This is a genomic window from Nitrosomonas sp. JL21 (genome assembly GCF_009833095.1).
Lineage (GTDB): Bacteria > Pseudomonadota > Gammaproteobacteria > Burkholderiales > Nitrosomonadaceae > Nitrosomonas.
This window is the reverse complement of the sequence record NZ_QRCB01000009.1, coordinates 19,217-43,734: the sequence shown is the minus strand read 5'-3', so window position 1 is coordinate 43,734 and position 24,518 is coordinate 19,217. Positions and strand designations below refer to the sequence as shown.

General features: G+C 47.5%; 20 protein-coding genes. 10 read left to right on the top strand and 10 right to left on the bottom strand.

Annotation, left to right across the window (positions count from 1 at the left end):
* Positions 1–42: 42 nt before the first annotated feature.
* Positions 43–744 carry a type 1 glutamine amidotransferase gene (locus ABF87_RS03835; RefSeq protein ID WP_160827815.1) on the top strand — a complete coding sequence of 234 codons (702 nt, stop codon included), beginning with the start codon at positions 43–45 and terminating at the stop codon, positions 742–744.
* Positions 745–767: 23 nt separating this feature from the next.
* On the opposite strand, the gene ABF87_RS03830 is transcribed toward ABF87_RS03835, so the two are convergent.
* Positions 768–1,778 carry a metal-dependent hydrolase gene (locus ABF87_RS03830; RefSeq protein ID WP_160827814.1) on the bottom strand — a complete coding sequence of 337 codons (1,011 nt, stop codon included), beginning with the start codon at positions 1,776–1,778 and terminating at the stop codon, positions 768–770.
* A gap of 282 nt (positions 1,779–2,060) precedes the next feature.
* Here ABF87_RS03830 and ABF87_RS03825 point away from each other — a divergent pair, with 282 nt between their 5' ends.
* The 5 genes from ABF87_RS03825 (at position 2,061) to ABF87_RS03805 (ending at position 7,396) form a co-directional block, all read left to right on the top strand.
* Positions 2,061–2,861, top strand: coding sequence for a hypothetical protein (locus ABF87_RS03825; RefSeq protein WP_160827813.1), 801 nt, complete (start codon positions 2,061–2,063; stop codon positions 2,859–2,861).
* Positions 2,862–3,092: 231 nt separating this feature from the next.
* The gene (locus ABF87_RS03820) at positions 3,093–5,525 is read left to right on the top strand and encodes a YdbH domain-containing protein (RefSeq protein WP_160827812.1); all 2,433 of its coding nucleotides are present in this window, start codon (positions 3,093–3,095) and stop codon (positions 5,523–5,525) included.
* A 110-nt stretch (positions 5,526–5,635) separates the two neighbouring features.
* Positions 5,636–5,851 carry a YnbE family lipoprotein gene (locus ABF87_RS03815; RefSeq protein ID WP_160827811.1) on the top strand — a complete coding sequence of 72 codons (216 nt, stop codon included), beginning with the start codon at positions 5,636–5,638 and terminating at the stop codon, positions 5,849–5,851.
* A gap of 28 nt (positions 5,852–5,879) precedes the next feature.
* Positions 5,880–6,227: a YdbL family protein gene (locus ABF87_RS03810; RefSeq protein ID WP_160827810.1), complete on the top strand. Its 348-nt coding sequence runs from the start codon at positions 5,880–5,882 to the stop codon at positions 6,225–6,227.
* 68 nt (positions 6,228–6,295) lie between these two features.
* Positions 6,296–7,396: a calcium-binding protein gene (locus ABF87_RS03805; RefSeq protein ID WP_160827809.1), complete on the top strand. Its 1,101-nt coding sequence runs from the start codon at positions 6,296–6,298 to the stop codon at positions 7,394–7,396.
* Between the two features lie 63 nt (positions 7,397–7,459).
* Here the strand turns inward: ABF87_RS03805 and ABF87_RS03800 are convergent, their stop codons facing one another.
* Positions 7,460–9,559, bottom strand: coding sequence for a TonB-dependent receptor (locus ABF87_RS03800; protein ID WP_160827808.1), 2,100 nt, complete (start codon positions 9,557–9,559; stop codon positions 7,460–7,462).
* Between the two features lie 404 nt (positions 9,560–9,963).
* Between ABF87_RS03800 and ABF87_RS03795 the strand changes: the two genes are divergently transcribed.
* A complete protein-coding gene (locus ABF87_RS03795) occupies positions 9,964–10,428 on the top strand; it encodes a Fur family transcriptional regulator (protein WP_205012656.1) in 465 nt (154 codons plus the stop codon).
* Positions 10,429–10,501: 73 nt separating this feature from the next.
* Here ABF87_RS03795 and aroG read toward each other — a convergent pair whose 3' ends face one another.
* The 5 genes from aroG to ABF87_RS03770 form a co-directional block, all read right to left on the bottom strand.
* On the bottom strand, positions 10,502–11,560 hold the full coding sequence (gene aroG / locus ABF87_RS03790; protein WP_160827806.1) for a 3-deoxy-7-phosphoheptulonate synthase AroG: 1,059 nt from the start codon (positions 11,558–11,560) through the stop codon (positions 10,502–10,504).
* Positions 11,561–11,929: 369 nt separating this feature from the next.
* Positions 11,930–12,550 carry a dephospho-CoA kinase gene (coaE, locus tag ABF87_RS03785; RefSeq protein WP_160827805.1) on the bottom strand — a complete coding sequence of 207 codons (621 nt, stop codon included), beginning with the start codon at positions 12,548–12,550 and terminating at the stop codon, positions 11,930–11,932.
* 3 nt (positions 12,551–12,553) lie between these two features.
* Positions 12,554–13,414, bottom strand: coding sequence for an A24 family peptidase (locus ABF87_RS03780; RefSeq protein WP_160827804.1), 861 nt, complete (start codon positions 13,412–13,414; stop codon positions 12,554–12,556).
* Positions 13,415–13,451: 37 nt separating this feature from the next.
* The gene (locus ABF87_RS03775) at positions 13,452–14,675 is read right to left on the bottom strand and encodes a type II secretion system F family protein (protein ID WP_160827803.1); all 1,224 of its coding nucleotides are present in this window, start codon (positions 14,673–14,675) and stop codon (positions 13,452–13,454) included.
* 299 nt (positions 14,676–14,974) lie between these two features.
* Positions 14,975–15,871: an SDR family oxidoreductase gene (locus ABF87_RS03770; RefSeq protein ID WP_160827802.1), complete on the bottom strand. Its 897-nt coding sequence runs from the start codon at positions 15,869–15,871 to the stop codon at positions 14,975–14,977.
* A gap of 47 nt (positions 15,872–15,918) precedes the next feature.
* Between ABF87_RS03770 and ABF87_RS03765 the strand changes: the two genes are divergently transcribed.
* A complete protein-coding gene (locus ABF87_RS03765; RefSeq protein WP_160827801.1) occupies positions 15,919–16,956 on the top strand; it encodes a CDP-6-deoxy-delta-3,4-glucoseen reductase in 1,038 nt (345 codons plus the stop codon).
* Between the two features lie 176 nt (positions 16,957–17,132).
* Here ABF87_RS03765 and ABF87_RS03760 read toward each other — a convergent pair whose 3' ends face one another.
* From ABF87_RS03760 to hemC, 3 genes are all read right to left on the bottom strand, one after another.
* Positions 17,133–18,308 (bottom strand): heme biosynthesis HemY N-terminal domain-containing protein, encoded by a 1,176-nt coding sequence (locus tag ABF87_RS03760; RefSeq protein WP_160827800.1) that lies wholly within the window; start codon positions 18,306–18,308, stop codon positions 17,133–17,135.
* A 160-nt stretch (positions 18,309–18,468) separates the two neighbouring features.
* Entirely contained in the window at positions 18,469–19,257 is a 789-nt protein-coding gene (locus tag ABF87_RS03755) for a uroporphyrinogen-III synthase (RefSeq protein ID WP_160827799.1), read from the bottom strand.
* A 2-nt stretch (positions 19,258–19,259) separates the two neighbouring features.
* A complete protein-coding gene (gene hemC, locus ABF87_RS03750; RefSeq protein WP_160827798.1) occupies positions 19,260–20,216 on the bottom strand; it encodes a hydroxymethylbilane synthase in 957 nt (318 codons plus the stop codon).
* A 135-nt stretch (positions 20,217–20,351) separates the two neighbouring features.
* Here hemC and ppc point away from each other — a divergent pair, with 135 nt between their 5' ends.
* Positions 20,352–23,147, top strand: coding sequence for a phosphoenolpyruvate carboxylase (gene ppc / locus ABF87_RS03745; RefSeq protein WP_193567991.1), 2,796 nt, complete (start codon positions 20,352–20,354; stop codon positions 23,145–23,147).
* Positions 23,148–23,210: 63 nt separating this feature from the next.
* Positions 23,211–24,518: a pitrilysin family protein gene (locus ABF87_RS03740; RefSeq protein WP_160827796.1), complete on the top strand. Its 1,308-nt coding sequence runs from the start codon at positions 23,211–23,213 to the stop codon at positions 24,516–24,518.

The window sequence follows — 24,518 nt, the reverse complement described above, 5'->3', positions numbered from 1 at the left end:
AATTCGTTATTAGATCACTCAAATTTATGGCAGGAAAAATCCATGAAGCCGATTGCAATTTTTAGACACCTTCCTATCGAAGGGCCAGGCTATTTTGCCACATTTCTCGATAACAATCATATTCCATGGCGTCTGATCAAAATCGACGCCGGTGAGACAGTTCCAAAGGATGTCAATGAATTCAGCGGCTTGGTATTCATGGGCGGTCCGATGAGCGTCAATGATGATGTGCCATGGATCGCGTCCTCGTTAGCGTTGATCCGGCAGGCAGTCGACGGAAACATGCCGGTGCTGGGGCATTGCCTGGGCGGGCAATTGATGGCCAAGGCGCTCGGCGGCGAGGTCAGCGCCAATCCAGTCAAGGAAATGGGCTGGGGCGAAGTCAGCGTGCCGGATAATTCCGTCGCGCGGCAGTGGTTCGGTGATTTAACGAGCTTCAATTCATTTCACTGGCACGGTGAAGCCTTCAGTATTCCCGACGGTGCCACCTGCATTCTATCCAGTCCTTACTGTGAGAATCAGGCATTTGCCTTGGACATGCATTTAGGCATGCAATGCCATGTCGAAATGACCGAACGGCTGGTGATCGACTGGTGCAGCGTCGGTGCGGAAGAACTTGCCAGCCTCGATGAACCATCCGTGCAATCATTGGAAGATATCGAGAAGGATCTGTCTGAGCGCGTGGCGGCGTTGAATGCGGTTGCCGACCGCTTGTATCGTCACTGGATCGTCAATTTGAAATAAGGCGGCGTTCATAAGCTGAAAAATCAATCGAGCAGATGCTCGCCCAGCAGCAGCGACAAAAATATTTGCCGGGTCTGGTGCGATGCATCCCGATAGAGCGCATATTTGGCATGCTGACCCGGCTGATCAGGATTGATTTCAATGCCCCACAGCGGCGCTACCGTCATCGGCAGATTGGAATAGCGCACATCGATCAGCACATCCGGTTGTTCCGGACGAATCGCCAGATAACCATCCGAAAAATGACTGAAACGGGCAATATCCGTCGCCAGTACCGACTCCGCCGGCACCTGATCCAGGTCCCGATCAAACACGAACTTTTTGATCGATTCGCCTGGATAAATGCGAGAATCTGACCACAACCCCACGCGAATGGCATCGACATAAAATTTGCCATCGACTTCATAGACCGAACGCCAGAGCACGAGATTGGCAAGCGTTGGTTTTACCAGCACAGATTGCGCCTGATGACCCCTTTCTGCAATCAGCTCCTCGGCCAATGTGTGAGCACGTTGCAACTGCATCCAGCCAAATGACATATACAGCGCAGCCAGTAACAACCCCACGCGCGCGGCAGTGTGTGCGTGCTTCCGGAAAGCAATGATTCCGGCAATCAACAAGATCAACGTAAATACCGGGTCGATGACCGAAATGGTATTCCAGGCGATGCGGGCATCACTGAGAGGCCATAACAGGTGAGTGCCATAGCTGGTAAACGCATCCAGAACACCACTCAAGCAATATCCCAGGAATGTAAATAAGTACAAGCGCGAAAAAGACAGGCGCTTGCGCAAGAACGGCCATAACACAAGCGCAACCAGTAATGCGCCGAGGGGTACAAAAAACAGCGAGTGCGTAAAATGACGGTGAAATTCGATCGTCAATAAAGGATCATTTTCTGACTGAATCAAGATATCCAAATCCGCTGCAATGCCTGCAAAAAAACCGATGCCGGTTGCTAGGCGAACTTCCTGTTGCCGGGCACCCGATTGCGCCATTGCGGTGCCCAATAAGCCCTGGGTTAATAAATCCATACATTCATCCGGAGAGTTAATTTTGTTTATAACGGCCATGCTGAGCATGGTTTAATGGTTTGAGTGTGACAATTGTCACACTTCAGATCAAACGTATGTTGTACGCTTCATCGATAGGGTTGTGTAAAAGTAGTGGTATGAAGATTTATGCGCCCTATCCTGCAGTAAATGTATTTTACGTTCATTTTCAGATCTGATTCTTGATTTGACCAAAAGCAAGAGGCTCTCTAAAACAATTTCAGTTAAGTAATTCTGTTTTGCTCATTAAATTGGAGATTAACAATGAAAAATTTAAAAATATTAATTAGCTCTTTCCTCGTATTGCTATTGACAAGCATCGGTATGCTTCATGCGCAACAAAGCGGAAACATCCGAAATGAAGATGCCAATTCTCAGGCAATTTCACCACAATTAGCCGCTCCTCAATGCCATACTTTTTCTGGAACACCTATCGTAACCATATCCAGAGATGGCAATATCACTGAATTCAGAGGAACCTCCGGTCAAAGTAATCATATGTACAGAGAAGGGTACGCGCTCTGCAACAGTGGTTCAAATCCTCGTTACAGTACTAATTTTGATGATGTCGGATTCGCAACCTCTGCATGCAATTGCTCCGGAAATACTTGCACGGTGACGCGCAATACAACCGACGGGCGGTTGCGTTTGATTCAGGAATTCACAAAACCGGCCAATAGCGAACGTACATTTAACATCAAGATGACCGTCAGAAATTTAACAGGTTCCAATATCAATAACGTGAACCTGAGACGATTAGCCATAGTGGATATCAACGGAACAATTGCTGAATGGCATCATGCTACTCGTGATTCCTATTCGGCATGGGGCACGAAAGCCGATACGATTCCATTTGCGACTCGCCTCAGACATATCACGAAAACCCCGGCAGCGATCACTTACGAAGCTAAAACAACCAACTTTGCGGATTATTCCTGTAATCCTGTTGATCAAACATTCGGTGACCCCATACTCGGTGATTATGGCGGCACCGTGCAATATAATTTAGGCACGCTGGGCCCGTCTGCGTCTAAATCTGTCAACGTGCAGTATTTGCGTGATTAACATAGTATGAATCATCCCGCGCCTTAAGCGCGGGACAGTACCAAAATTTTTTGGTTCAGAAATTTTTTTAATGGAAAATGATGTTGTCGTGATTCTTTTTCCTTTCCTTACAAAATTCTTCCAGCGATTAGTCTTATACTGCCTACATCCAAAGCCAGAAAAAATATCGCATTCATGTCATCGAGCCTCTGATACACTGAATCCAAGTTTTGACGACACGCATGATGAGCCATGGCTAGACTGCTAAAACACGGGTTGCTCATTTTATTCAGCGTTCTGCTGATCGCTGTGCTGGGACTTTATCTGTTACGCGTTGTCGTGCTGGAATCATTCATCGCCCGCGAATTGAATAAATATGGTTTGCCACTGCACGCTCTGACCGTTGAGGAATTCACATTCAATACATTGCGGGTGCATGAAGTCAGCATAGGGCCTCATCAAGAACTCAACATCCGGAAGATCAATGTGGCGTGGCAATTGCCCGGATTGCTTGTGGGACAGCCGGTCGCGATTGATATTGACGGTTTGTACGTGGTGCTCGATTTACGAAACGGATCTCCATTTCCACCCACATCGATGGCATCGAGTTCGGGAAATATCAGCCTGCCTTGGTTGCCTGTCGTATCACTCAAAAATTCAGCCATTCATTTGCGCTCGACGGCGGGAGAAATAAAGATAGCGTTGTCAGGTCATATCTCGCAACCTCAGGTAGGTAAGCAGGAAATTCAGTTTGGAGCCATTGCAGACAGTCTCCTCGGTCGAGTCAATGCTGAGTTGACCGGCATCGTAACGCCACAAGGCCATGGGCAAGCGCAAATATCCATCAAGGAAGGTAATTTAAATTTGCCCACAGCAAAAATTTCCCATTTCGCAGGTGAAGCTGCCTTGGCTCTTGACGCTTTCCAGTTGCAGAATGTAGGTTTCGATTTTGTGTTCACAACCATACACATTGTCGGTGCAGAATCTCCAGCCAAGCAGAATGGTAAGATTGCATCAGACAAAGGTGCCATTGAAAAATTGACGTTGAAAGGACATCTGCACAACCCGGATGGATGGGCAGGCGAGTTCGATGTCAACGTCAGCAATGGTCAATTCAATGGGGAGTCCATCGGCATCGAACAATTGTCGATCGTCGTGCCGATACAGATAGAGAATCGACAGGATACTTGGCGTGCGGGATTACGGGATCCAGCCCAGATCATTGTTGGAAAGATGGATTACGGCACAGGGGCGAATCTCAAGAAAGCGGTGACTTTTTCGGTCTCTCAAGCCGATCTGGAATTAATGGCGACATCGCAGGGCTGGACGCTTAAACATGCGATTGCGTTATCTTCCTCGGATCTCAGCCTGTCGATTAAAAAAGCAGAATCAGCGCCGGTTGAAGCGCATATCCACCCCGGAAGAATATTTCTTAATGGTCAACTGAACAGTGACCGGCATTATCACGGTCAGCTTGCGCTCAATGAAGCGGCTTTGCTTCTGCCGCAATCTCATTTGAGCCTTAGCGCAATTTCAGCCGATGCGCAGCTGGGTAACGCCGCCGGCAACGACATTGCCCGGTTTGCCATTGGGCAAGTGCAGCATCAGGCGCCGCAGCCATTTTTCAAGACGGTGTCAGTTTCCGGTAATCTCGAGAATCAGCGCACCGAGGGCAAGCCAATGACATACCTCCTGAATGTCACGGCCGGTGTGCCGGGTTTGCGTTATTTGAAGTTAACCGCTGAGCATGCGCCGGAAAACGGAGAGGGAAAGCTGACCGTTCAACTGACGCCATTGCGTTTTAAACCCAAAGGATTACAGCCGAGCACAATTTTTCCGGTGCTCGATGCTTTCGGAAATGTGACTGGCTCCGTCAGCGCGAATGCCCATATAGACTGGAAGAAACAGGGAGTCAGCCATAGTCACGGCAAAGTCGATCTGCAAGGCATTTCGTTTAAGCACGAAGCCGCCAGCGTGAATGATCTGAATGCAAGGCTCAGTTTGAACGACTTGATCGCACTGAGCAGTCCACCTGCACAGCGCATCACTGTTCGCCGTATTGATCCGGGCGTACCTCTCGAGAATCTGCATATGAGCTATCAAATCAAGCCTGCTAAATTGCCTCGCCTCGCACTCGAGGATATGCATTTTTCAATGATGGATGGTACCGTATCGCTTGCGCCCGCCGTTATCGATCCCGCTTCGCCCCGTTCCCATCTGCGGATACTCATTGATCATATCAATCTGGATACTTTTTTTGACTTGATCAATGTAAAAGGCCTGACAGGCACCGGATACCTGAGTGGAGACGTTCCCATCACCTTGGAGAAAAAAAGGGTGTTGATCACAAACGGCCATCTGTCCGCAGAAGCGCCGGGAGTCCTGCGCTTTCAATCGGAAAAAGCTGCGCAATTTTTGACCGGTGCCGGCGAAGAAATGAATTTATTACTGCAAGCCTTGCAGGATTTTCATTATTCGGAGCTGGCATTGAACCTGGATAAATCGGTAGAACAGGATTTGATAGCCAAACTTTCATTGCTGGGGAATAATCCCGACGTCAAGGAGGGACGGTCTTTTCGCTTGAATATCAAACTGGAGACTGATATTGATAAAATTCTTGATACCATCAATCAAGGCTATAATCTGTCTCATGAAATTTTGCGCGGATCGGTCAAATTAAACTGATGTGCGATATTCGATGACAAACATACGGATTTGCCGCAGGTGGAAAATAGAAGCACAGGCTTATCATCACGTTGTCCGAGACCCGGAATCCATCAAAGAGGAGTGCAATCATGCGCGACACCGATCAGGCGACTGATATGAATTTTTTTCTAATCGTGGCGGTTCTGTGCTGCCTGGCGTTTTCCTCATGCGCTCCGACCGTGAAGGTCGAAACACCGCAAGAGCCCATCACCATCAATCTCAATATTAAATTGGATGCGGATATTCGCGTCAAACTGGAAGAAGAAGCAAAAAAAGATATTGCAGCCAACCCCGGCATTTTCTAATGTCTTATTAATTAAGGAGAACAAAGATATGCACAATATCCCAACGATAACGACAAAAGGCTGGCGGGGAATCATCAATGCGATTGCCGTGTCACTATTATTAGGCGGAGCAGTAGCATGGGCCCAGAATCTTGAGGCATTGCGAGCATCCGGCGTGATTGGAGAGCGAATTGATGGCTACGTGGTGGCGCGTGAGCCGAGTGCTCAGGCGGAGGCTGACGCGATCAATGCTCAGCGCAAGGCCATTTATCAAGAAAAAGCGGCTGCCCAAGGCATTGATATTGAGCAGGTCGGTAAAGTATATGCCGAAGAAATATTGCGGAAAGTACCTGCTGGAACCTGGATTCAGATCAATGGACAGTGGAGAAAAAAATAGGTGCCGAGCGAATCATCGAAGTCGTGATTATGCGGTGATCGAAGCGCTGATTTCATAAGGAGAATAACGTGACTTTCCATATTTTTCATGTCAATGAAGTGTATTCGAACGCCGACGGAAATATACAGTTCATTGAATTTAGCGGGGATGATGATCATCAGCAGTCATGGGCGGGTCATTCCATTATTTCCAGTGACGGCAATGACACCCACACGTTCACGATTCCCCACGATCTCCCGAATGCTGCGACCAATGGCAAGAATGTGCTTGTAGCGACGCAGGGTTTTGCTGATCGGGGGTTTCTGACACCCGATTATGTGGTTCCGAACAACTTTTTGTTTATCAAGGATGGGACTGTAAATTTTCCCGGTATGAATGCAGGCACCTTCACATATTCTCAACTGCCGACTGATGGAACGCTATCATTGCAGGCTGATCATTCGACGCGCATTAATTCCCCTACCGACTTTGCCGGCAACACCTCTATCATTACCTTCGATACGGCCATTACGGGCACGGACAATGCTGATGAACTGCTTGGTACTGAAGAGGCTGATGTTTTCGAAGCTGGTGCGGGAAATGATACATTGAATGGCCTGGAAGGCGATGACGTCATGGACGGCGGTCAGGGAATCGACACGGCAATATTCAGCAGCGCCTTTGAGAATTATTCAACTTCACGGTTAATTCCGACTTTCAGTATTGCCGGGCCCGATGGCAACGATACGCTGACCAATGTCGAGCGCTTGCAATTTGCCGATAAATCTATCGCGATCGATCTCGATGAAGGACAATCGGCCAACAATACTGCCCGTCTGATTGGTGCTGCTTTCGATGGGGATACGATACAGGCGCGGCCGGATTATGTGGGTATCGGGCTGAAATTGTTCGATGTTGGACAGAACATGTTTGATGTCGCGCAACTGGCACTGAGCGCAATGGGCAATCTGACCAACGAGGCATTTGTCGATACGGTCTATCTGAATGTCGTCGGTACGGCGCCATTACAAGCCGATCGTGATTTTTATATTGGCTTGCTGGAAGGAAGCGGCGGCGCGTTTTCGCAGGCTCAACTATTGGAAATCGCTGCAAGCTCTGAAGCCAATGCCGCGAACATTGATCTCGTCGGGTTGCAGCAAAGCGGAATCGAATATAATCCAGGCGTATAGGTTACCTAAGAAGGTTCTGAAAATAACGAGTGACTCACGGGATTGGGTAATGTGCTGATTGTTTCAAAAATCCGATCGTATCCCTGCGATCAGCGCCCTTCCCGGCAACGGTGCGAAATTCTTCAGATAAGATGTATGCACGCGCATTTCTTCATCGAGTAAATTCCTGCCTTGTACAAATAGCCAGATTCCGTTTGACCGGGTTGATCTGAGCCGATAGCTCGCCTCAAGGTTGAGCAAGGTATAACCGGACGTGTGGGTTTCCAGTTCTGCAACCTTATTTTGACGCAATACGTGGATCGTGGTCAGGTTGGTTGCGAACGGCCCGGAACGGTAATTTAATTCGAAACCGAACCGTTGTGGTGTAACCCGCGGAACGTTACCGTTATGCTGACCGAGCCTGGCTCTGACATAATCGGTAAACAGGCGTAAATCCAAATTGTCCGGCCTGAGGGAAAAAACCACTTCCGCTTCTGCGCCATAAAATACCGCGTCGGTTTGCGCCAAGTTCTGCACCAGGAATTCGCCATCCGCCGTTAATTCACCGTCGTGGTTGACGCGATCGGCTAACCGGTCGCCATTGCTATCGACGCTTTTATAGAAGATATAATGGTTGAATCGATTATAAAAGGCGTTAACCTTCCATCTCATAAAGCCGGATTTCTTGCTCAAGGATAGATCGACATTGTTGTGAGCCTCTTTGCGCAGCGCGTGGTCGCCCACTTGGAATGTCGCGGTACCGTGATGGATGCCATTCACGTATAACTCTTCAATTGCCGGCGCACGCTGACCGTGAATTGCGATCAATCCTATATGGTAATCCTGAAAGAAATTCCACGATGCGCCGGTTGATCCACTAAAAAGATCGAATCCGCGCGATGGGTCGGTAATATTTTGCGGGTTGCGAAAGGCATGTTCATAACGGCCGCCAAATTCGAGCCGCACCTTTTCCCAATTGCGTTCCTCAACGATAAAAATCCCAGTAGAACGTGACTGAGTAATCGGCACAATGGCTTCTTCGCCGATAGCGGAAAATTTGCGATCTTGAAATTGAACACCAAATAAACCAGTCACTCCGGCGATGGGTGCATGCAGGAATTCGGCGCGGGTTTCGAGCTCGTGGTTCTTGAAGCGCGTTGCGACTTCTCCGCTGTTTTCGATTTCCTTGTGCTTATAGTCGTTGTATCCGGTGCGAACTTTGATTTTTTCTATGCCGGCTACGGGTTGATCAAGTTGGCCGGACAAATTGTAACGTGCTTGCGTTTGATCCACGCTCGCCAGCTCCGGACTGGGAATTCCGTAATTATTTTCCAGCAAGGAGATCGATCCACCTAAAAATCCGCGTTCACCAATATAAGATCCTCCCACTGACAAGCCCTGTGAATCCACCGCACTATTTCTGACGATATGCCTGTCATTTGGATTCGCTTGCGGATCATGGCTGCTATGAATTGGCAGATGACTGTTATTGGCATATCCAGGTATGGAGTAATCTTCTGTTTTGCGCTTGAAAGCACCCAGACTCCACGACATCTGTCCGAAACTCTTATTAACGTTGAATGATCCTGCTTTTTCTTCGGTTGCGGTATTGCCGCGGATTTCAGCATTGCCCGAAGCCGTTTTGAACAATCGTGTCGGAATCCGATCCGTCACAACATTGACCACCCCGCCAGTCGCACCTCCGCCATATAATAAAGTGGCCGGTCCGCGTAAAATTTCGATCTGGGATGCATTCAATGTCTCTACCGTAACGGCGTGGTCGGGACTCAAGGAAGACGCATCGAGCGTTCCAATACCGTTTTCCAGAATCTGGATACGCGGACCATCCAAAGCACGAATGATGGGGCGGCTGGCTCCCGGACCGAATGAGCTCGATGAAACCCCCAATTCCTGGGACAGGGTATCGCCCAAACTGGCTTCGCGCTTACGACGTAAGTGATCGCCTTGCATGATATTGACCGGTTGTGTCATTTCCGGCTCGTCGCGGTTCTCATAGGGTGAGGCGGTAACCGTCATCCCCGGTAATTTTGGTGAATGGGCCGCCTCTTGTGCATAGAGGGGCGATATGCTTAGGACTATCAATAGCACGATGACGTCATGAGCTGAAGACATAGAAACGGTGTGCTGATTAGCGGTTTGTCGCCCTTTCCGGGAAATTCTCATGCTGCTTCCTTGCCCTTTCAGAAGTCTTTTATTTCTAATCACGATAAGCAAATTTACCCACAGGCGATAGCGATCTCATTGGTCGATCAGTATCGCAATAAAACTCTAGGTTTTATTTCTTATGTTATGTTATATCATAGCAGACGACAAGACTATTCTGAGCGTGATATTGCATTCAGGGTTAACGGTGAAGCTGCGTGTTTTACCTGCTCTGAGCGCTATTTCAAGATCGGGTGGACGATCATCGGAGTTTGGCGCTGGCGGTGAAAAGATGTGATCTGAATCATCAAGAAAATCATTGAGTAAAATAACTATCCATATTAAAGTATGCTTCTGATTTTGAAGTTCAAAGCTATATCTTTGCAGAATTCTTATACTGTTCCAAAGCCATGAAATCCAGCGATATGCCACTTGATATTGATCAGATCATCAAAAAATCACAGGAAGTGTGCACCTTAGCAGGCGCAAAATTGACCGATAAGCGTAAGAACGTGTTGATCGTTTTGCTTGCTGCTGCTACACCATTATCTGCGTATGAAATTGTTGAGCGCTATAAAACCCATTTTCACGAGGCACTCCCCGTAATGTCGGTATATCGCATGCTTGATTTTCTCATTCAGGAAAAGCTGGTTCACAAACTTGAGACATCTGGCCAGTATATGTCATGTGCTCACATCACCTGTGAGCATCAGCATGAGACGCCTCAGTTCCTGATTTGCGATCGCTGTGGTAGTGTGAAAGAGATCGGCATCAAACAGCATATCATCGCGGAATTGGAGCGCAGCATTCAAAGCACCGGTTTTACCCTGGCACATCAGCAATTGGAACTTCATGGCATTTGCGAGCATTGCCAGATCAAGCCGCAGTAAAAGTGACAATGATCGAAAAATCCATCAATATTCGGGAACGTATTTTGTAGTCTAAGAAGTATGTAGAGTTCTCTTAATTCCGTCGTTGCTCGATTGCATCAGCTAGCTGATGCAATACCTGTTCTGTTGTTTCAAAGCCAATGCAACCATCGGTAATGCTTTGCCCGTAAGTCAGTTCCTCGAGTTTTTTACCTTCAGCTTTTTGGTTGCCTTCAACCAAATGACTTTCAATCATCACGCCACAAATCGCATTATTTCCCGCGGAGATTTGCTGGGCCACGTTCGCCGCTACTTCCGGTTGGCGTCGATAATCCTTGTGACTATTGGCGTGGCTGAAATCGATCATTAAACGGGGCGGCAATTGGGCTTTGTTTAATTCTTCCACTGCTGAAGCAACGTTGGCGGGATCATAGTTAGGTTTACGGCCACCTCGCAAAATGATATGGCAATCTTCATTTCCTTTGGTAGCAAAAATGGCCGTATGACCTTCTTTTGTAACCGATAAAAAGTGGTGCGGGCGTGATGCTGCACCAATGGCGTCAATGGCGATATTCAAATTGCCATAGGTACCATTCTTGAAGCCGATCGGGCATGATACCCCCGAAGCCAGCTCCCGATGTCCCTGGCTTTCAGTCGTGCGGGCGCCGATAGCGGCCCAACAGATCAAATCTGATAAATACTGTGGACTGATGAGATCAAGATATTCCGTGGCTGAAGGCATGCCGATCGTATTCAAGTCGAGCAACAACCGGCGTGCCATTCTTAATCCTTTGTTGATGTGAAAGCTGTCGTTCAAATCCGGATCATTGATCAATCCCTTCCAACCGATGGTCGTGCGCGGTTTTTCAAAATAAACCCGCATGATGATATGCAGGTGCTGCTTCAATGTTTCACGCAGGTGTTTCAGGCGGGCCGCATACTCCAGCGCGGCATCCACGTCATGAATCGAACACGGACCCACAATCACCAACAAGCGGTCATCTTCCCCGTGAAGAATGCGATGAATGGCTTGTCGCGCAGAAAAAACCGTTTCGGTAGCCAACTCCGTCATCGGATATTCACGATGCAGTTCTACCGGAGGAGTAAGCTCATGTACGCCGATAATACGCAAATCATCGGTCTGGTATTTCATAGAAGTCCTTATATGGGCTGAAGTTTTTGTAGAATCGATGAATTTCGTCAATCGATGGTTATAAAGCTGCGTATTTTAACCTATGCCAGGCATTTCATTAGAACAAGACGGGCTTTAAGCAAACTTTGAAAAGCTAACGCACTCGACCGGTTGATATCGGCCTGCGCTAAAATCAGGTCCTATACTAAATGGAATTTGGGTTTTCAAAGTTGGTTATCCTGCCTGCCTCGAGTTCGCCACTTGTTTCAGAGCTTTTGCACGGATTCGGCCAGAATAATTCCTCTGTTCTTCAGAGAATTCTTTGGAGGCTGGATTTATTGCGCGATGCTGATCAACGAATAGAAGATATTTCGGACTTTCAGTGAGCATTCATGACATTGGGGGTGCCAAATTCTGTGAAAGCGAGAGATATGTGCGGTGCAGCTGAATAACTTGCGACCTTAGATGAGCGAGATCATGATTATTGACGACGATGTCGTCAGCATTGCGCAAGCGAGTTTGCCGTGAAACCTGAGCGGCCATGATGGCTCTTACTTGCTGTTCGGTTAATCGGCTGCGCGACATGGTTCGCCTTAATTGCTGTTCTTCATCGCAATCAATCACGAGAATGCGTTGAACAAGTGCGCGGTATTCCTTATTTTCTAATAGCAGCGGGACAACCAGGATAATATAGGCCGAATGCGATTGTTCAATGTGCAGCAAAGTTTCCTGAAGAATGAGCGGGTGAAGAATGTTCTCGAGCCTGAGTCGTGCTTCATCATTCGAAAAGACAAATTGGCGCATTTTGCTTCTATTCAACGCGTTGTCGGCAGTAATGAAATCTTTCCCAAATTCTTTTTGGATCAGATCAATCGCCAAACCTGCCGATTGGGTTAATCGCTGTGAAATGACATCGGTATCAATGACATCGATTCCTAGCTCAGAAAAAAGCTGACTAGCTGCAGATTTACCACAACCTATTCCGCCGGTGAGTCCGATAATCAAGGGCATCGATTAAAACAGCCGGAGATATGCATTATTGAGTTGTTCACCCCAGAATAGCGCAATGACTGCGCCACCGACCAAATAGGGTCCGAATGGGATCGGCATATTATTCTTCAGTTTTGCAGCAACGATCAATCCGATTCCGACGCATGCGCCAACTAAGGATGAAGAAAGAAGAACCAGCGGCAGCATTTGCCATCCCAACCATGCCCCTATCGCAGCAAGCAACTTGAAATCGCCATACCCCATGCCTTCTTTTCCGGTTATTAACTTGAAGCTCCAATAAACCAGCCATAGCGAAAGATATCCTGCCACAGCGCCGATGATCGCAGAATGAATGTCCGTAAAGCCGTGAGTCATATTAATGAGCAACCCCAACCAAAGCAAGGGCAGGGTGATGTCATCGGGGAGTAATTGCGTATTCAAATCGATGACTGCGAGTGCAATGAGGGTCCATACAAACATCAGTGCTGCAATTGTCATCAAGCCAAAGCCAAAATGCCACGCAACCACACCGCTCATGATAGCTGATATTGCCTCTACCAGAGGATAACGCCACGAGATCGGTGTATGACATCGAGAACAGCGCCCCTGCAAAACGATGTAGCTGATTACCGGAATATTTTCCAGCGCAGTGATTGTGTGTCCACAATGAGTACAGGCCGACCGCGGAAAAATCAAATTGAAGGTTGCTTGTGGCTCTATCACTTCGCCGCGCAGTTCTGCACATTGTTGCTGCCAATTTCTTTTCATCATTTCGGGCAGACGATAGATGACGACATTCAGAAAACTGCCAACCATCAGACCCATGAGTGTGACGAACCCAATAAAGAAAACCGGCATGTCTTGCAACATCGAAATAAATGTCATAAGCGATATTTTAGGAAATAATTTGCAAGATTCAGAATTAATTGACGACCATCCCCATTTTAAAGATGGGTAAATACATGGCAACGACCATGCCGCCGATCAGCGTTCCCAGCACGACCATGATCATGGGTTCCATCAAACTCGATAGCGCGGCAACAGCGTCATCAACCTCAGCTTCATAAAAGTCAGCTACCTTTCCGAGCATGGAATCCAGTGAACCGGACTCTTCGCCAATAGCGACCATTTGTACTACCATGCTTGGGAATACAGTAGTATTGGCCATCGATGACGTCAAGCTGTTACCTGTGCTCACTTCTAATTGAATATTTTTGGTCGCTTCATAATAGATATGATTTCCTGCTGCTCCGGCGACGGAATCCAGCGATTCGACTAACGGAACGCCGGCCGCAAACATGGTCGACAGGGTTCGTGACCAGCGTGCAATGGTGGCCTTACGGATGACTTCCCCGAAGATAGGCAGCTTGAGTACAAATCGATCCATCACGCGCTGCATGGCTACTGAACGCTTCCAAGCGTACATGAAAGAATAAATTCCTCCTCCCAAGCAGCCAATGATAGCCCACCAATACGCGACGAAGAAGTTGGAAATATTCATGACAATCAATGTGGGAGCGGGTAACTCAGCACCGAATCCTTCGAACAGATCTTTAAAGGCCGGAATGACAAAAATCATGATAACGGCTGTGATCACGAATGCGACGACAATGATCGAAATGGGATAAAAAAGTGCAGACTTGACCTTGCCTTTAATAGCCTGAATTTTTTCTTTGTAAGTGGCCAAGCGATCCAGCAGACTATCCAAAATACCAGCCGCTTCGCCTGCTTTTACAAGATTGCAAAACAATGCATCAAAATACAGCGGATACTTGCGAAATGCATCTGCCAAATTACTACCGGTTTCGACATCGGTTTTGATGTCCATCAATAGTTTTCGTACCGCCGGATTGCTGTGTCCTTTACCCACGATGTCAAAAGCCTGCAAAAGTGGTACCCCAGATTTCATCATGGTGGCCAATTGACGGGTAAACAGAGTGATATCTTTATCGGTAATTTTTCCGCCTGATTGTACTTTCTTTATTTTGGTCACTTTGATACCTTGGCGGCGCAGCGTAGATGTGACGACAACCGTTCCGGCAGCGCGCATTTCACCTTTTATTTCTTTACCGGTTTTATCTTTTCCTTCCCATGAATAGTTAATTTCTTTGATTTTCTTTTCTGCACGCGCTGTTAAAGTTGCCATAAGAATGAACTCCTGATCCCAAGGTAATCCAGTATTGCTTGTTGATGAAAAAAATGTGGCCTGAATTATTCTGAATGTGTGCGGGTCTTAACGGCAGAGTTTGTTAAATTCTTAGGGAAACTCTGAAAATGACTAGGCTGAAGATCTGGTTGCATTGAATGCAGGCTTATTCTGCTTACAATTTCATAACCGTGCGTTTACCAAAGAGTGCTGCCTGACCGCTGTTTACTCTTTCGCAAAAATTGCTGAGTGAAAAGCGACGATCATTTTTAACTCACCAGGCCAAACTGAACAGTTATCTATTGTTTGGCGGCTTTGGCAGCTTCGATGCCCTGGTGGACGGTCGGATACAACAATTGAACATGTAATTCTTTTTTCATGCGTGTGTTTTTTAAGCGTCTGGACTCTTTCATAAAAGAAAACATGATAGGGGAAATGCATTGCTTGGCTTCTTCTCGGGTGATGCGAGGTGGATGGGGATAATCGAAATAATCTGCGACGAGGTCAAAATAGTCCCCCATTTTCAGATGAGAATCATCGCTGGTGTGGTAAATTCGGTTCGGTTTAGCAAACTGCAGTGCTGCACAGATTATTCGCGCAAGATCGTCTGCATGGATGTGATTGGTATAGCTATCATCCGTAGCCGATAAGGCAGGATGGCCTTCGCGAAGGCGCTTCAAGGGCAACCGATCGGCTGCATAAATGCCGGGTACACGCAAAATTGAGACGGCAACCCGGTTGCGCCTTCCCCAATCACGGATGTTTTTTTCCGCATCCAGTCGGCGTAAGGCGCGATCATTTTCTGGATGTACTGGATACGTTTCATCAATCAGCGCGCCGTCACAATTTCCATACACCCCGCTGGTACTGATATAGAGTAGGCGATGTGGTAAAATCGAGCCATGTTTTTTTGTTCGTTTGGACAATGCAGACAGCAGATGTTTAGTTCTCCGGTCACGTAATCCGTGGTTAGGAGGGGGAGCTAGGTGTAGTACCCGTTGTGCAATGCCAGCGAGCTTCTCAAGACTCTTCGGATTATCTAAATCCCCGAGAATGGGAATAATTCCATGCGATTGTAATTGACCGAGGTTCTCTACATTTCGACATAGGCCGATGATGCGATAATATTTCTGCAGCAGAGGCGCTACGCGCTGTGCAATATCACCACAACCAACAATTAACAAAGTTTTTTTCATAGTCGCTAGTTTTTGATTGATTATATTTTTTATTTGCTTGCTATTCAATGTCGTATCAAATCGTTATTCAGCCCAGCGGGCATGTCATACAAGTTGAGCCCGGCGAAACAATTCTAGATGCGGCGTTGCGCGAAGGGTTCTCGTTGCCGTACGGATGTCGCAACGGTTCTTGCGGCGTTTGCAAGGGCAAGATCATACAAGGAAAGGTCGATTATGGTCGATATAATGAAGAGACTCTGTCCAAAGAAGACATTGAAGCTGGCGATGCGCTGTTTTGCAGTGCTTCCCCTTTATCCGATCTGATTATTGAATGCCATGAGATCAGCGCTATTAAGGATATCGAAATCAAGACGCTGCCTTGTCGGGTCGAAAAACTGGAATTGGTTGCACCTGATGTGATGGTTATTTTTCTAAAGCTGCCGGCCAATCAGAGATTGCAATTTCTTGCCGGTCAATATATCGATATTCTGCTGAAGGATGGAAAACGTCGCAGTTTTTCGATTGCAAATGCACCCCAGGATGACGAGTTTCTACAATTACATGCGCGTAATTACCCAGGCGGGGTATTTACCGAACATGTATTTACCACAATGAAGGTCAAGGACATGCTTCGGTTCAGGGGGCCGTTGGGTTCATTTTTTCTTCGCGATACACCAGGGAACGGGCCGATCATTTTTTTGGCGAGCGGCACTGGATTTGCACCGATCAAAAGTATTCTGGAGTATGTTTTCTTTCAAGAGAGAACTCGAGAAAATAAACGGAAAATGATTCTATATTGGGGCGCGCGCACCAAGGCGGATCTGTATCTGACTGATCTGCCGGAACAGTGGCAGCGGGAGCACGATAATTTCACCTATGTTCCTGTGCTGTCCGAGCCGCTGGAATCCGATCATTGGGAAGGAGGAACTGGTCTGGTGCATCAGGCGGTGATGCGGGATTTTGATGACTTGAGCGCTTATCAGGTCTATGCCTGCGGCACACCTCTGATGGTGAAAGCGGCCTACCATGACTTTACGACGCAATGCGGTTTACCTAAAGATGCTTTTTTCTCTGATGTGTTTACACCGTCAACTAGTAATGCATAACGAAGAGTTTTAAAAGCTATGTACTTAGTTTCCCGGGAATCAGGTTCAGAACGCTGATTATCCTTCCTTTTATCTTGAATTGCGTTTTTGCCTGATTTCCCTCGTGTCTGATCGCGCGTCATTCGCCACTGTTTTAAATGTTTCTCCCCAAGAGTATCAGTGTGCAGGGGGATAGCTCAGCTTAATTGCTTGAGCGTCAGTTCAAGCCCTTTATTGTAATGATCCATCGCTAATTCATGTTTGCCCAGTTTTTCATTGAGTTGCGCTAATGCAAAATGTGCCTTCTGTCCAGGTTCCACGGACAGGCTGGCTTCCAGGTAATTCTGCGCTTTGCCCCAAAGCTCGCAATGTGTACAGAGCTTACCCAAGGTAAGCAATAACTGTGCATTGTTGGGATGGGATTTGAGCCAGACTTCGGCACATTCGATTTGACGGTTGACATGATAATCCAAGCATTCCGCATACAGTTCGATCAACTCATTGTCCCACGTGACCGGAACGTTTTGTTCGATGATCTGGTGCGCAGTCGAACAACTTCCCAAAGCGATATAAGCGCGGGTCGCAGCAGCGGCTACCTTGCTGTCCATTTTTTCCAGCGGAGCGAGGCTTTGCCAGTAGTGATTGAGCGTATGCAGATCAGTTCCTTTGCGCTTGATATTTTCCAGTTGAGCATCATGCTTCAATTTCTTCACCAATGCTTGGTTGGTGGATTGGCGTTTTGCAAGGATATTGGCGAGTTCTAGCACTGCATCCCAATTGTTTGCTTGCTGCTGTGCTTTCAGTTCAAGTTGAAGCGCAGAAGAGGGTTGCAATCCGCCATTCGCATATAAGCCATGCAGTGTTTCAAGCGCTTCCTGATGATTGCCTTCGCTCAATAAAAAATCGGCTTTCGCCATCAGGCTCAAAGATTTCTCCGCCGGTGCTTTGCGAAGTGCGGTGTCGATGTATTGATCGCGTGCTTTGGTATCGTCGAGCTCATGTGCTGAGCGTGCCGCAATGACAGCGCTGATCGCGGTGATGATGGGTGAATCGGTTAATTTTAAGGCTGTTGCAGCATTTTTCTGTGCTTTGGCATAATTTCCTTCGAAATATGATTTTAGTCCAGACAGTAACGTGGTATCGGTTTTTTTATGACGATAATGCTGACTGTACCCAAAGATCCCTAATATCAATCGTACTAAAATATAAAAAACGAAAAATGCTGCGACTACCCCGATGATGAAGTGCTCGAGTGAGAGTTCCAATTGATAGGGCGGCATGACGATCGATGCATGCCCAGTAGCATATTTAGCAGCCAGCGTTACAGCTACGGCGGCAGCGAACAGCGCGAGTAGCCAGATTATTAGTTTCATAGGTTCTCCTCATTAGGGTAGGATCGACAATTATTAAAATTAAATCGTGGTGAGCACTGCTCATGCATATTAAAAACGATCAATTGAAGCGATAGAATGAGATGGTCTGAAAGCGTCTCTTTTTGAAGACAGTCGTTCATATCTTTTTGAGTTGGCATCATTATTCTAATTTCGAATTAAAATATACGCGCAGACTTTCAAGTAATCCTTCATCTCCATGTGAAGGTGAATACACAATCTCTTTTAACCCAAGATCTCTTGCTGTTAGTGCGATACGCTCATGAACTGTAAAGATGGGGGTTGATTTCAGCAATTGTTGGCCAAGGCTGCCTATTATGTCAAATAAATTATGCAAGCCTTCACTGCTGGTGACGATTACTGCATGTATCTGGTTTTGCGACCAGGCCGTCAATAATGGTGCGGTATCCACACTGGGTTTCTCGCGCCGGTAACACGTGGCATATTCGACAATGGCGCCACGCCTAACGAGTGTGTCGCCCAATAACTGCCGCCCACCATTACCCCGGAAGATGACAACGCGTTTTCCTTTCATGTTCTGTAATTCGCTCAACTTGAGTAGCGCCTCGCTGTCAAACTGATCAGTCGGCACGAGTACCTCATGGATTCCGTGGCGTTTCAGAGCATCGGCGCTACCTTTTCCGACCACAGCGATTCTCAACTGCGGGGGTAAGTGAGAATGTTGTTCGGAAATCAGCTTCAGCGCTTTATTGATGGCGTTGGGACTGACAAAAATTGCCCAATCAAACTCATCCAAGCGTGTAATCAAGTCAATCAAAGGTGTTTGGTCATCAATATCGGTAATTTCGAGCACCGGGAACAGAACGGGGTTACCTCCCATGGCACGAATGCGGTCTGAGAGAAATGCTGCTTGATGTGCCGGCCGGGTTACCAAGACATTGATGCCGCTCAGTTGCTGATCCAGAGGCAATGCTATTTCCACCCCTCGGCATGAACTAAGCTGGCCAGAATTTTATCCGCTCCTTGCTGGATAAGCTGTTGAGCAAGTTCCTCACCCATTTTGATGCCGTTTTCTGGTTTGCCATTGAGTTCAGCATTCACAATGCGCGTTCCATCGGGCTGCGAAACAAAGCCGCGCAATTGAAGATTGCCATCGACAATTTTCGCGAATGCCCCCAGCGGAACCTGGCAGCTACCTCCCAGTAAGCGGCTCATAGCCCGCTCCGCCTCCACACAATGAGCAGTTTCTGGATGATGCAAGGGTTGCATCATCGTTATTAAATCTGTACGATCCTCTCGGCATTCGATGCCTAGAGCGCCCTGTCCTACCGCAGGTAAGCTCTGCTCAGGACTAAGCAACGCAGTGATTCGCTCTGATAGTCCCAGCCGCTTTAACCCCGCGGCCGCCAAAATGATGGCAGCATATTGCCCCTCATCGAGTTTGCGTAAACGGGTCTGCACATTGCCACGCAAAGGTTGTACCTGGAGATTGGAAAACCGAGCGCGTAATTGACTTTCTCTGCGCAAGCTGGATGTGCCTACAATACTGCCTGCTGGCAGTGATTCAAGATTGGCATACTGATTGGAAACGAAAGCATCTCGAGGATCTTCTCGTTCCGTGATGGCGGCAAGCCTGAATCCTTCGGGTACATTCATCGGCATATCTTTCATTGAATGCACCGCAATATCGGCCCGGCCATCTTCTAGAGCTTGTTCCAGTTCTTTGATGAAGAGACCTTTTCCGCCGATCTTCGATAACGATTGATCCAGAATCTGATCACCGCGCGTAGTCATGCCGAGTATGCTGATTTCAGTTTGCGGGTATAATTCGCTTAAACGGTTTTGAATAAACTGGGCTTGCCACATGGCCAGTAGACTCTCTCGGGAGGCGATGACTAGTTTCTTGGGGGGTAAGAATGAGTTGGGCATTAATTTATAAAATGAAAAAATTACAAAAAAATCTTCAAAGAAATCTTATTGGTAATCATTTTAGCATGGTCAGTACTGACTTGGCTTGTTGCAAGCATGTGCTGGATTCATTTTTAACCGTGGATGACTATTGCAATGAGTGCTGCTGATGTAGGGACTATAAGAGCCGAGAATTTAGTGGAGAGAGATAAAGATCTGCCATTGCGCGAGGATATTCGTTTTCTGGGCCGGATGCTGGGGGATACCCTACGAGAACAAGAAGGTGAAAGTGCTTTTGAGCTGGTTGAAAATATACGCCAAACTGCAATTCGCTTTCATCGGGATCAGGACCCGAAAGCTCGGCAGGAGCTTGATCTCATTCTGAATCGACTGAGTGACAAAGATTCATTGCCTGTCGTTCGGGCATTTAGCTATTTTTCCTTGCTTTCTAACATTGCTGAAGACGTTCATCATAATCGGCGTCGTCGTGCACACCTGCGGGCAGGTTCCACGCCTCAGGCGGGGAGCGTAACATTAGCGCTGGAGCGTGTATTGGAAGGAAAAAACGCGACTGTCCTCAATGAATTCTTTAAAAAAGCGGTTGTTTCACCGGTTCTGACCGCTCATCCCACTGAGGTTCAGCGACGCAGCATTCTGGATTGTCAGTTAACGATAGAGCGTTTGCTCAAAGAACGTGCGCGCACCGAACTTACTCCGAACGAATTACGCCATAATGAAGAAGGTTTGCGGGCTACCATTCAAATATTATGGCAAACACGCATGCTACGGCCGACACGGTTGACGGTACATGATGAAATAGAAAATGGCTTGGCCTATTACAGCTATACGTTCTTGACGGAAATTCCCTATATCTACGCCAAAATAGAGGATTTATTGGAACGTTTGCTGGGAGCGAATGCGCCATATGTGACTTCATTTCTTCGCATCGGCAGTTGGATTGGCGGGGATCGGGACGGCAATCCTTTCGTCACGCATGAAGCAATGATGCGGGCCATTGAACGCCAATCCGGACTGGCATTGGATTTTTATCTGGACGAAGTCAACAAGATTGGTCGTTCAATGAGCTTGACAGAGCGAATCGTTGATGTAAGTGATGAGGTAAAAGCGCTGGCTGCGAAGGCGCCCGATATTCCAAATCGATCCGATGAGCCGTACCGGCGAATTTTTCTCAGTTTTGCTGCACGCTTGGCAGAGACTTGCCGCAAGCTCGGTCACCAGGTTACGCCACCCGTTTCGGTGGCGAATTGCAAGCCGTATGAACGCAGCGCGGAATTTCTGCATGATCTCGATGTCATCATTAGTTCGCTGAAACAACATAAATCCTCGTGGGTAGCGCGCGGCGCATTGCGAAATTTGCGCCGCGCGGTTGATGTGTTCGGTTTTCATCTGGCTCCTTTGGATATGCGCCAGCACAGTAAAATTCATGAACAAGTCGTGACTGAATTATTCCAGCACAGAACACGGCATGAATATGTGCAACTGGATGAAGAGCAACGAATAGCATGGTTACTGGAAGAAATCAGCACGCCGCGGCCTTTGTCAGCATCTTATTCCGCTTATTCCGAAATGGCACAATCAGAACTGCGTATTTTGCAATGTGCAGCGGAAATTCATCGTCGGTTCGGGCGAGATGCGATGCCCAATTACATCATTTCCATGACTACTGGGATTGTGAACATTCTTGAAGTGGCTCTGCTGCTGCAGGAAGTGGGATTGCTGGAGGCAGGTAAAGATCCACAATTACACCTCAATATCATCCCGTTGTTTGAAACAATTGGTGATCTGCGTAGCTGCGGGCATATCATGGATCAATTATTTTCGTTACCCTATTATCGTAAGCTATTAAATTCACGTGGTAATGTGCAGGAAGTCATGCTGGGTTATTCTGACAGTAACAAGGATGGCGGTTTCATTACCTCAAATTGGGAAATTTATAAGGCTGAAATCGAACTTACCAAAATTTTTGCCAGGCATGACGTGGGCTTACGGTTATTTCACGGTCGCGGTGGTACGGTGGGACGAGGGGGCGGGCCCAGCTATCAGAGTATCCTGGCGCAACCTCCCGGTAGCGTAAATGGCCAGATACGTGTCACTGAGCAAGGAGAAGTCATCAGCAGCAAATATGCAGAACCAGAAATAGGGCGGCGAAATCTTGAGACATTGGTTGCGGCGACAATGGAGGCCACGTTGCTCAGTCATGATGTGATTGGCGCAAATGCAGATCGTTACTATGCTGCGATGGAAAAGCTCGCTTCCGCATCGTTTGCAGCTTATCGTGATCTGGTCTATGAGACGCCTGGCTTTAAGCAATTTTTTCTGGAATCTACGCCAATACGGGAGATGGCTGGATTGCATATCGGCAGCAGACCCCCGTCACGTAAGAATTCGGATGCTATTGAAGATTTGCGCGCAATTCCCTGGGTGTTCAGCTGGAGTCTGAGCCGGATGATGCTGCCCGGCTGGTATGGTTTTGGCCATGCAGTGGAAGCTTTTGTGAATCAGGAGAGCTCAGAGGCAGAGGGTGAAGGATTGGCATTACTCAAGGAAATGTTCCAGAAATGGCCTTTCATGCAAACATTGCTGTCGAATATGGATATGGTTCTGGCCAAGACGGATATGGGCATTGCTTCGCGCTATGCCGAACTGGTGGAAGATACGACATTACGAGAACAAATCTTCGGACGGATTCAAGAAGAGCGGGAAAGGAGCCAGAAATGGCTGTTTGCGGTGACTGGTCATACTGAGTTATTGCAGGATAATCCAACATTGGCGCGCAGTATTCGAAATAGAACGCCTTACATTGATCCTCTAAATCACTTGCAGGTGGAATTATTGCGCCGCTACCGATCAGGGGAAGATAGCGAAGAAGTGAAGCGTTCGATACATTTGACCATTAATGGCGTGACAGCCGGATTGCGTAATAGCGGTTAGGTTTTCTTGAGGTAATGTGACTGATTGGATGTGGTTTTTGAAGTGTATGTGCAGGAGGTGTGAGTGCAGATTAATCGGTTGATATGTGCCGTATTGTTCAGTGTTTGTTCGCAATGGGTATGGGCTTCTTTGCCTATTCAATTTTGGCAAACACCGGCTGGTGCACGCGTATATTTTGTCGAGAATCATGATTTGCCGATATTGGATATCAGCGTCGAGTTCGCCGCCGGCAGTGGTAGGGATGTGATCAACAAATCAGGTTGTGCCAATCTGGTGCGACACATGCTCAGCCTGGGGGCTGGCGGTTTGACCGAGGATCAGATTACTACTGCATTGGTCGATGTGGGCGCCCAAATCCATGGTCACTTCGATCGCGACCGTGCCGGCATTTCTTTGCGCACCTTGAGCAGCGATCGTGAACGTAAACAAGCGCTCGATGTTCTGGCCCGCATCATTCAACATCCTGAATTTTCACCGACGGTATTGGCGCGCGAGAAAGCCAGAATCGTGGCCGGAATCAAGGAATCGAGCACGAAACCGGATTATATTGCTGATCAAGAGCTCACGAAAATGCTCTATGGTGATCATCCTTATGGACTCAACGAAATAGGGGAAATTGACACCGTCAGTTCATTGCAGCGACAAGATTTACTTGATTTCTATAAATCAAATTATGTGACTAATCAAGTGGTGATTGCGATCATTGGCGATGTAAGCCGAAGTGAGGCGGAAACTATCGTTAAGTCCCTGACGGAGGATTTACCTTCTGGATCACGTCAAGTGACAATTCCAACCGTTCAAGCTCCTGTCGCAGGCATAAGAAGGATTTCGCATCCAGCAACCCAAAGTCATATTCAATTGGCTTATCCGGGATTGCGTCGGATTGATCCCGATTATTTTCCGCTATTAGTGGGCAATCATATTCTTGGAGGCGGTGGGTTCGTTTCGCGTTTGATGGAAGAGGTTCGTCAACAGCGTGGCTTGGCGTACAGTGTCAGCAGTTATTTTTCCCCATTCAAAGAACAAGGGCCGTTTTTGATCGGCTTACAGACCAAGAAAGAACAATCTGAGGATGCATTTTCACTTACGCTGAAGGTGCTCAGAGATTTTGTGAAGGAAGGGCCTACAGCAGAGGAATTGATCGCGGCCAAAAAAAATATCATTGGCGGTTTTCCATTGCGTATCGACAGTAATAGTAAGATCCTCGGATATCTCTCCATGATTGGTTTTTATAATTTACCGCTGACGTACTTGGATGATTATTTGACAGCGGTTGAGGCAGTGACGGTCGAGCAGATTCGAGATGCTTTTCAGCGGCGTATCCAACCGGATGGCATGGTCGCTGTCATAGTGGGTGCTCTTGATCAATGA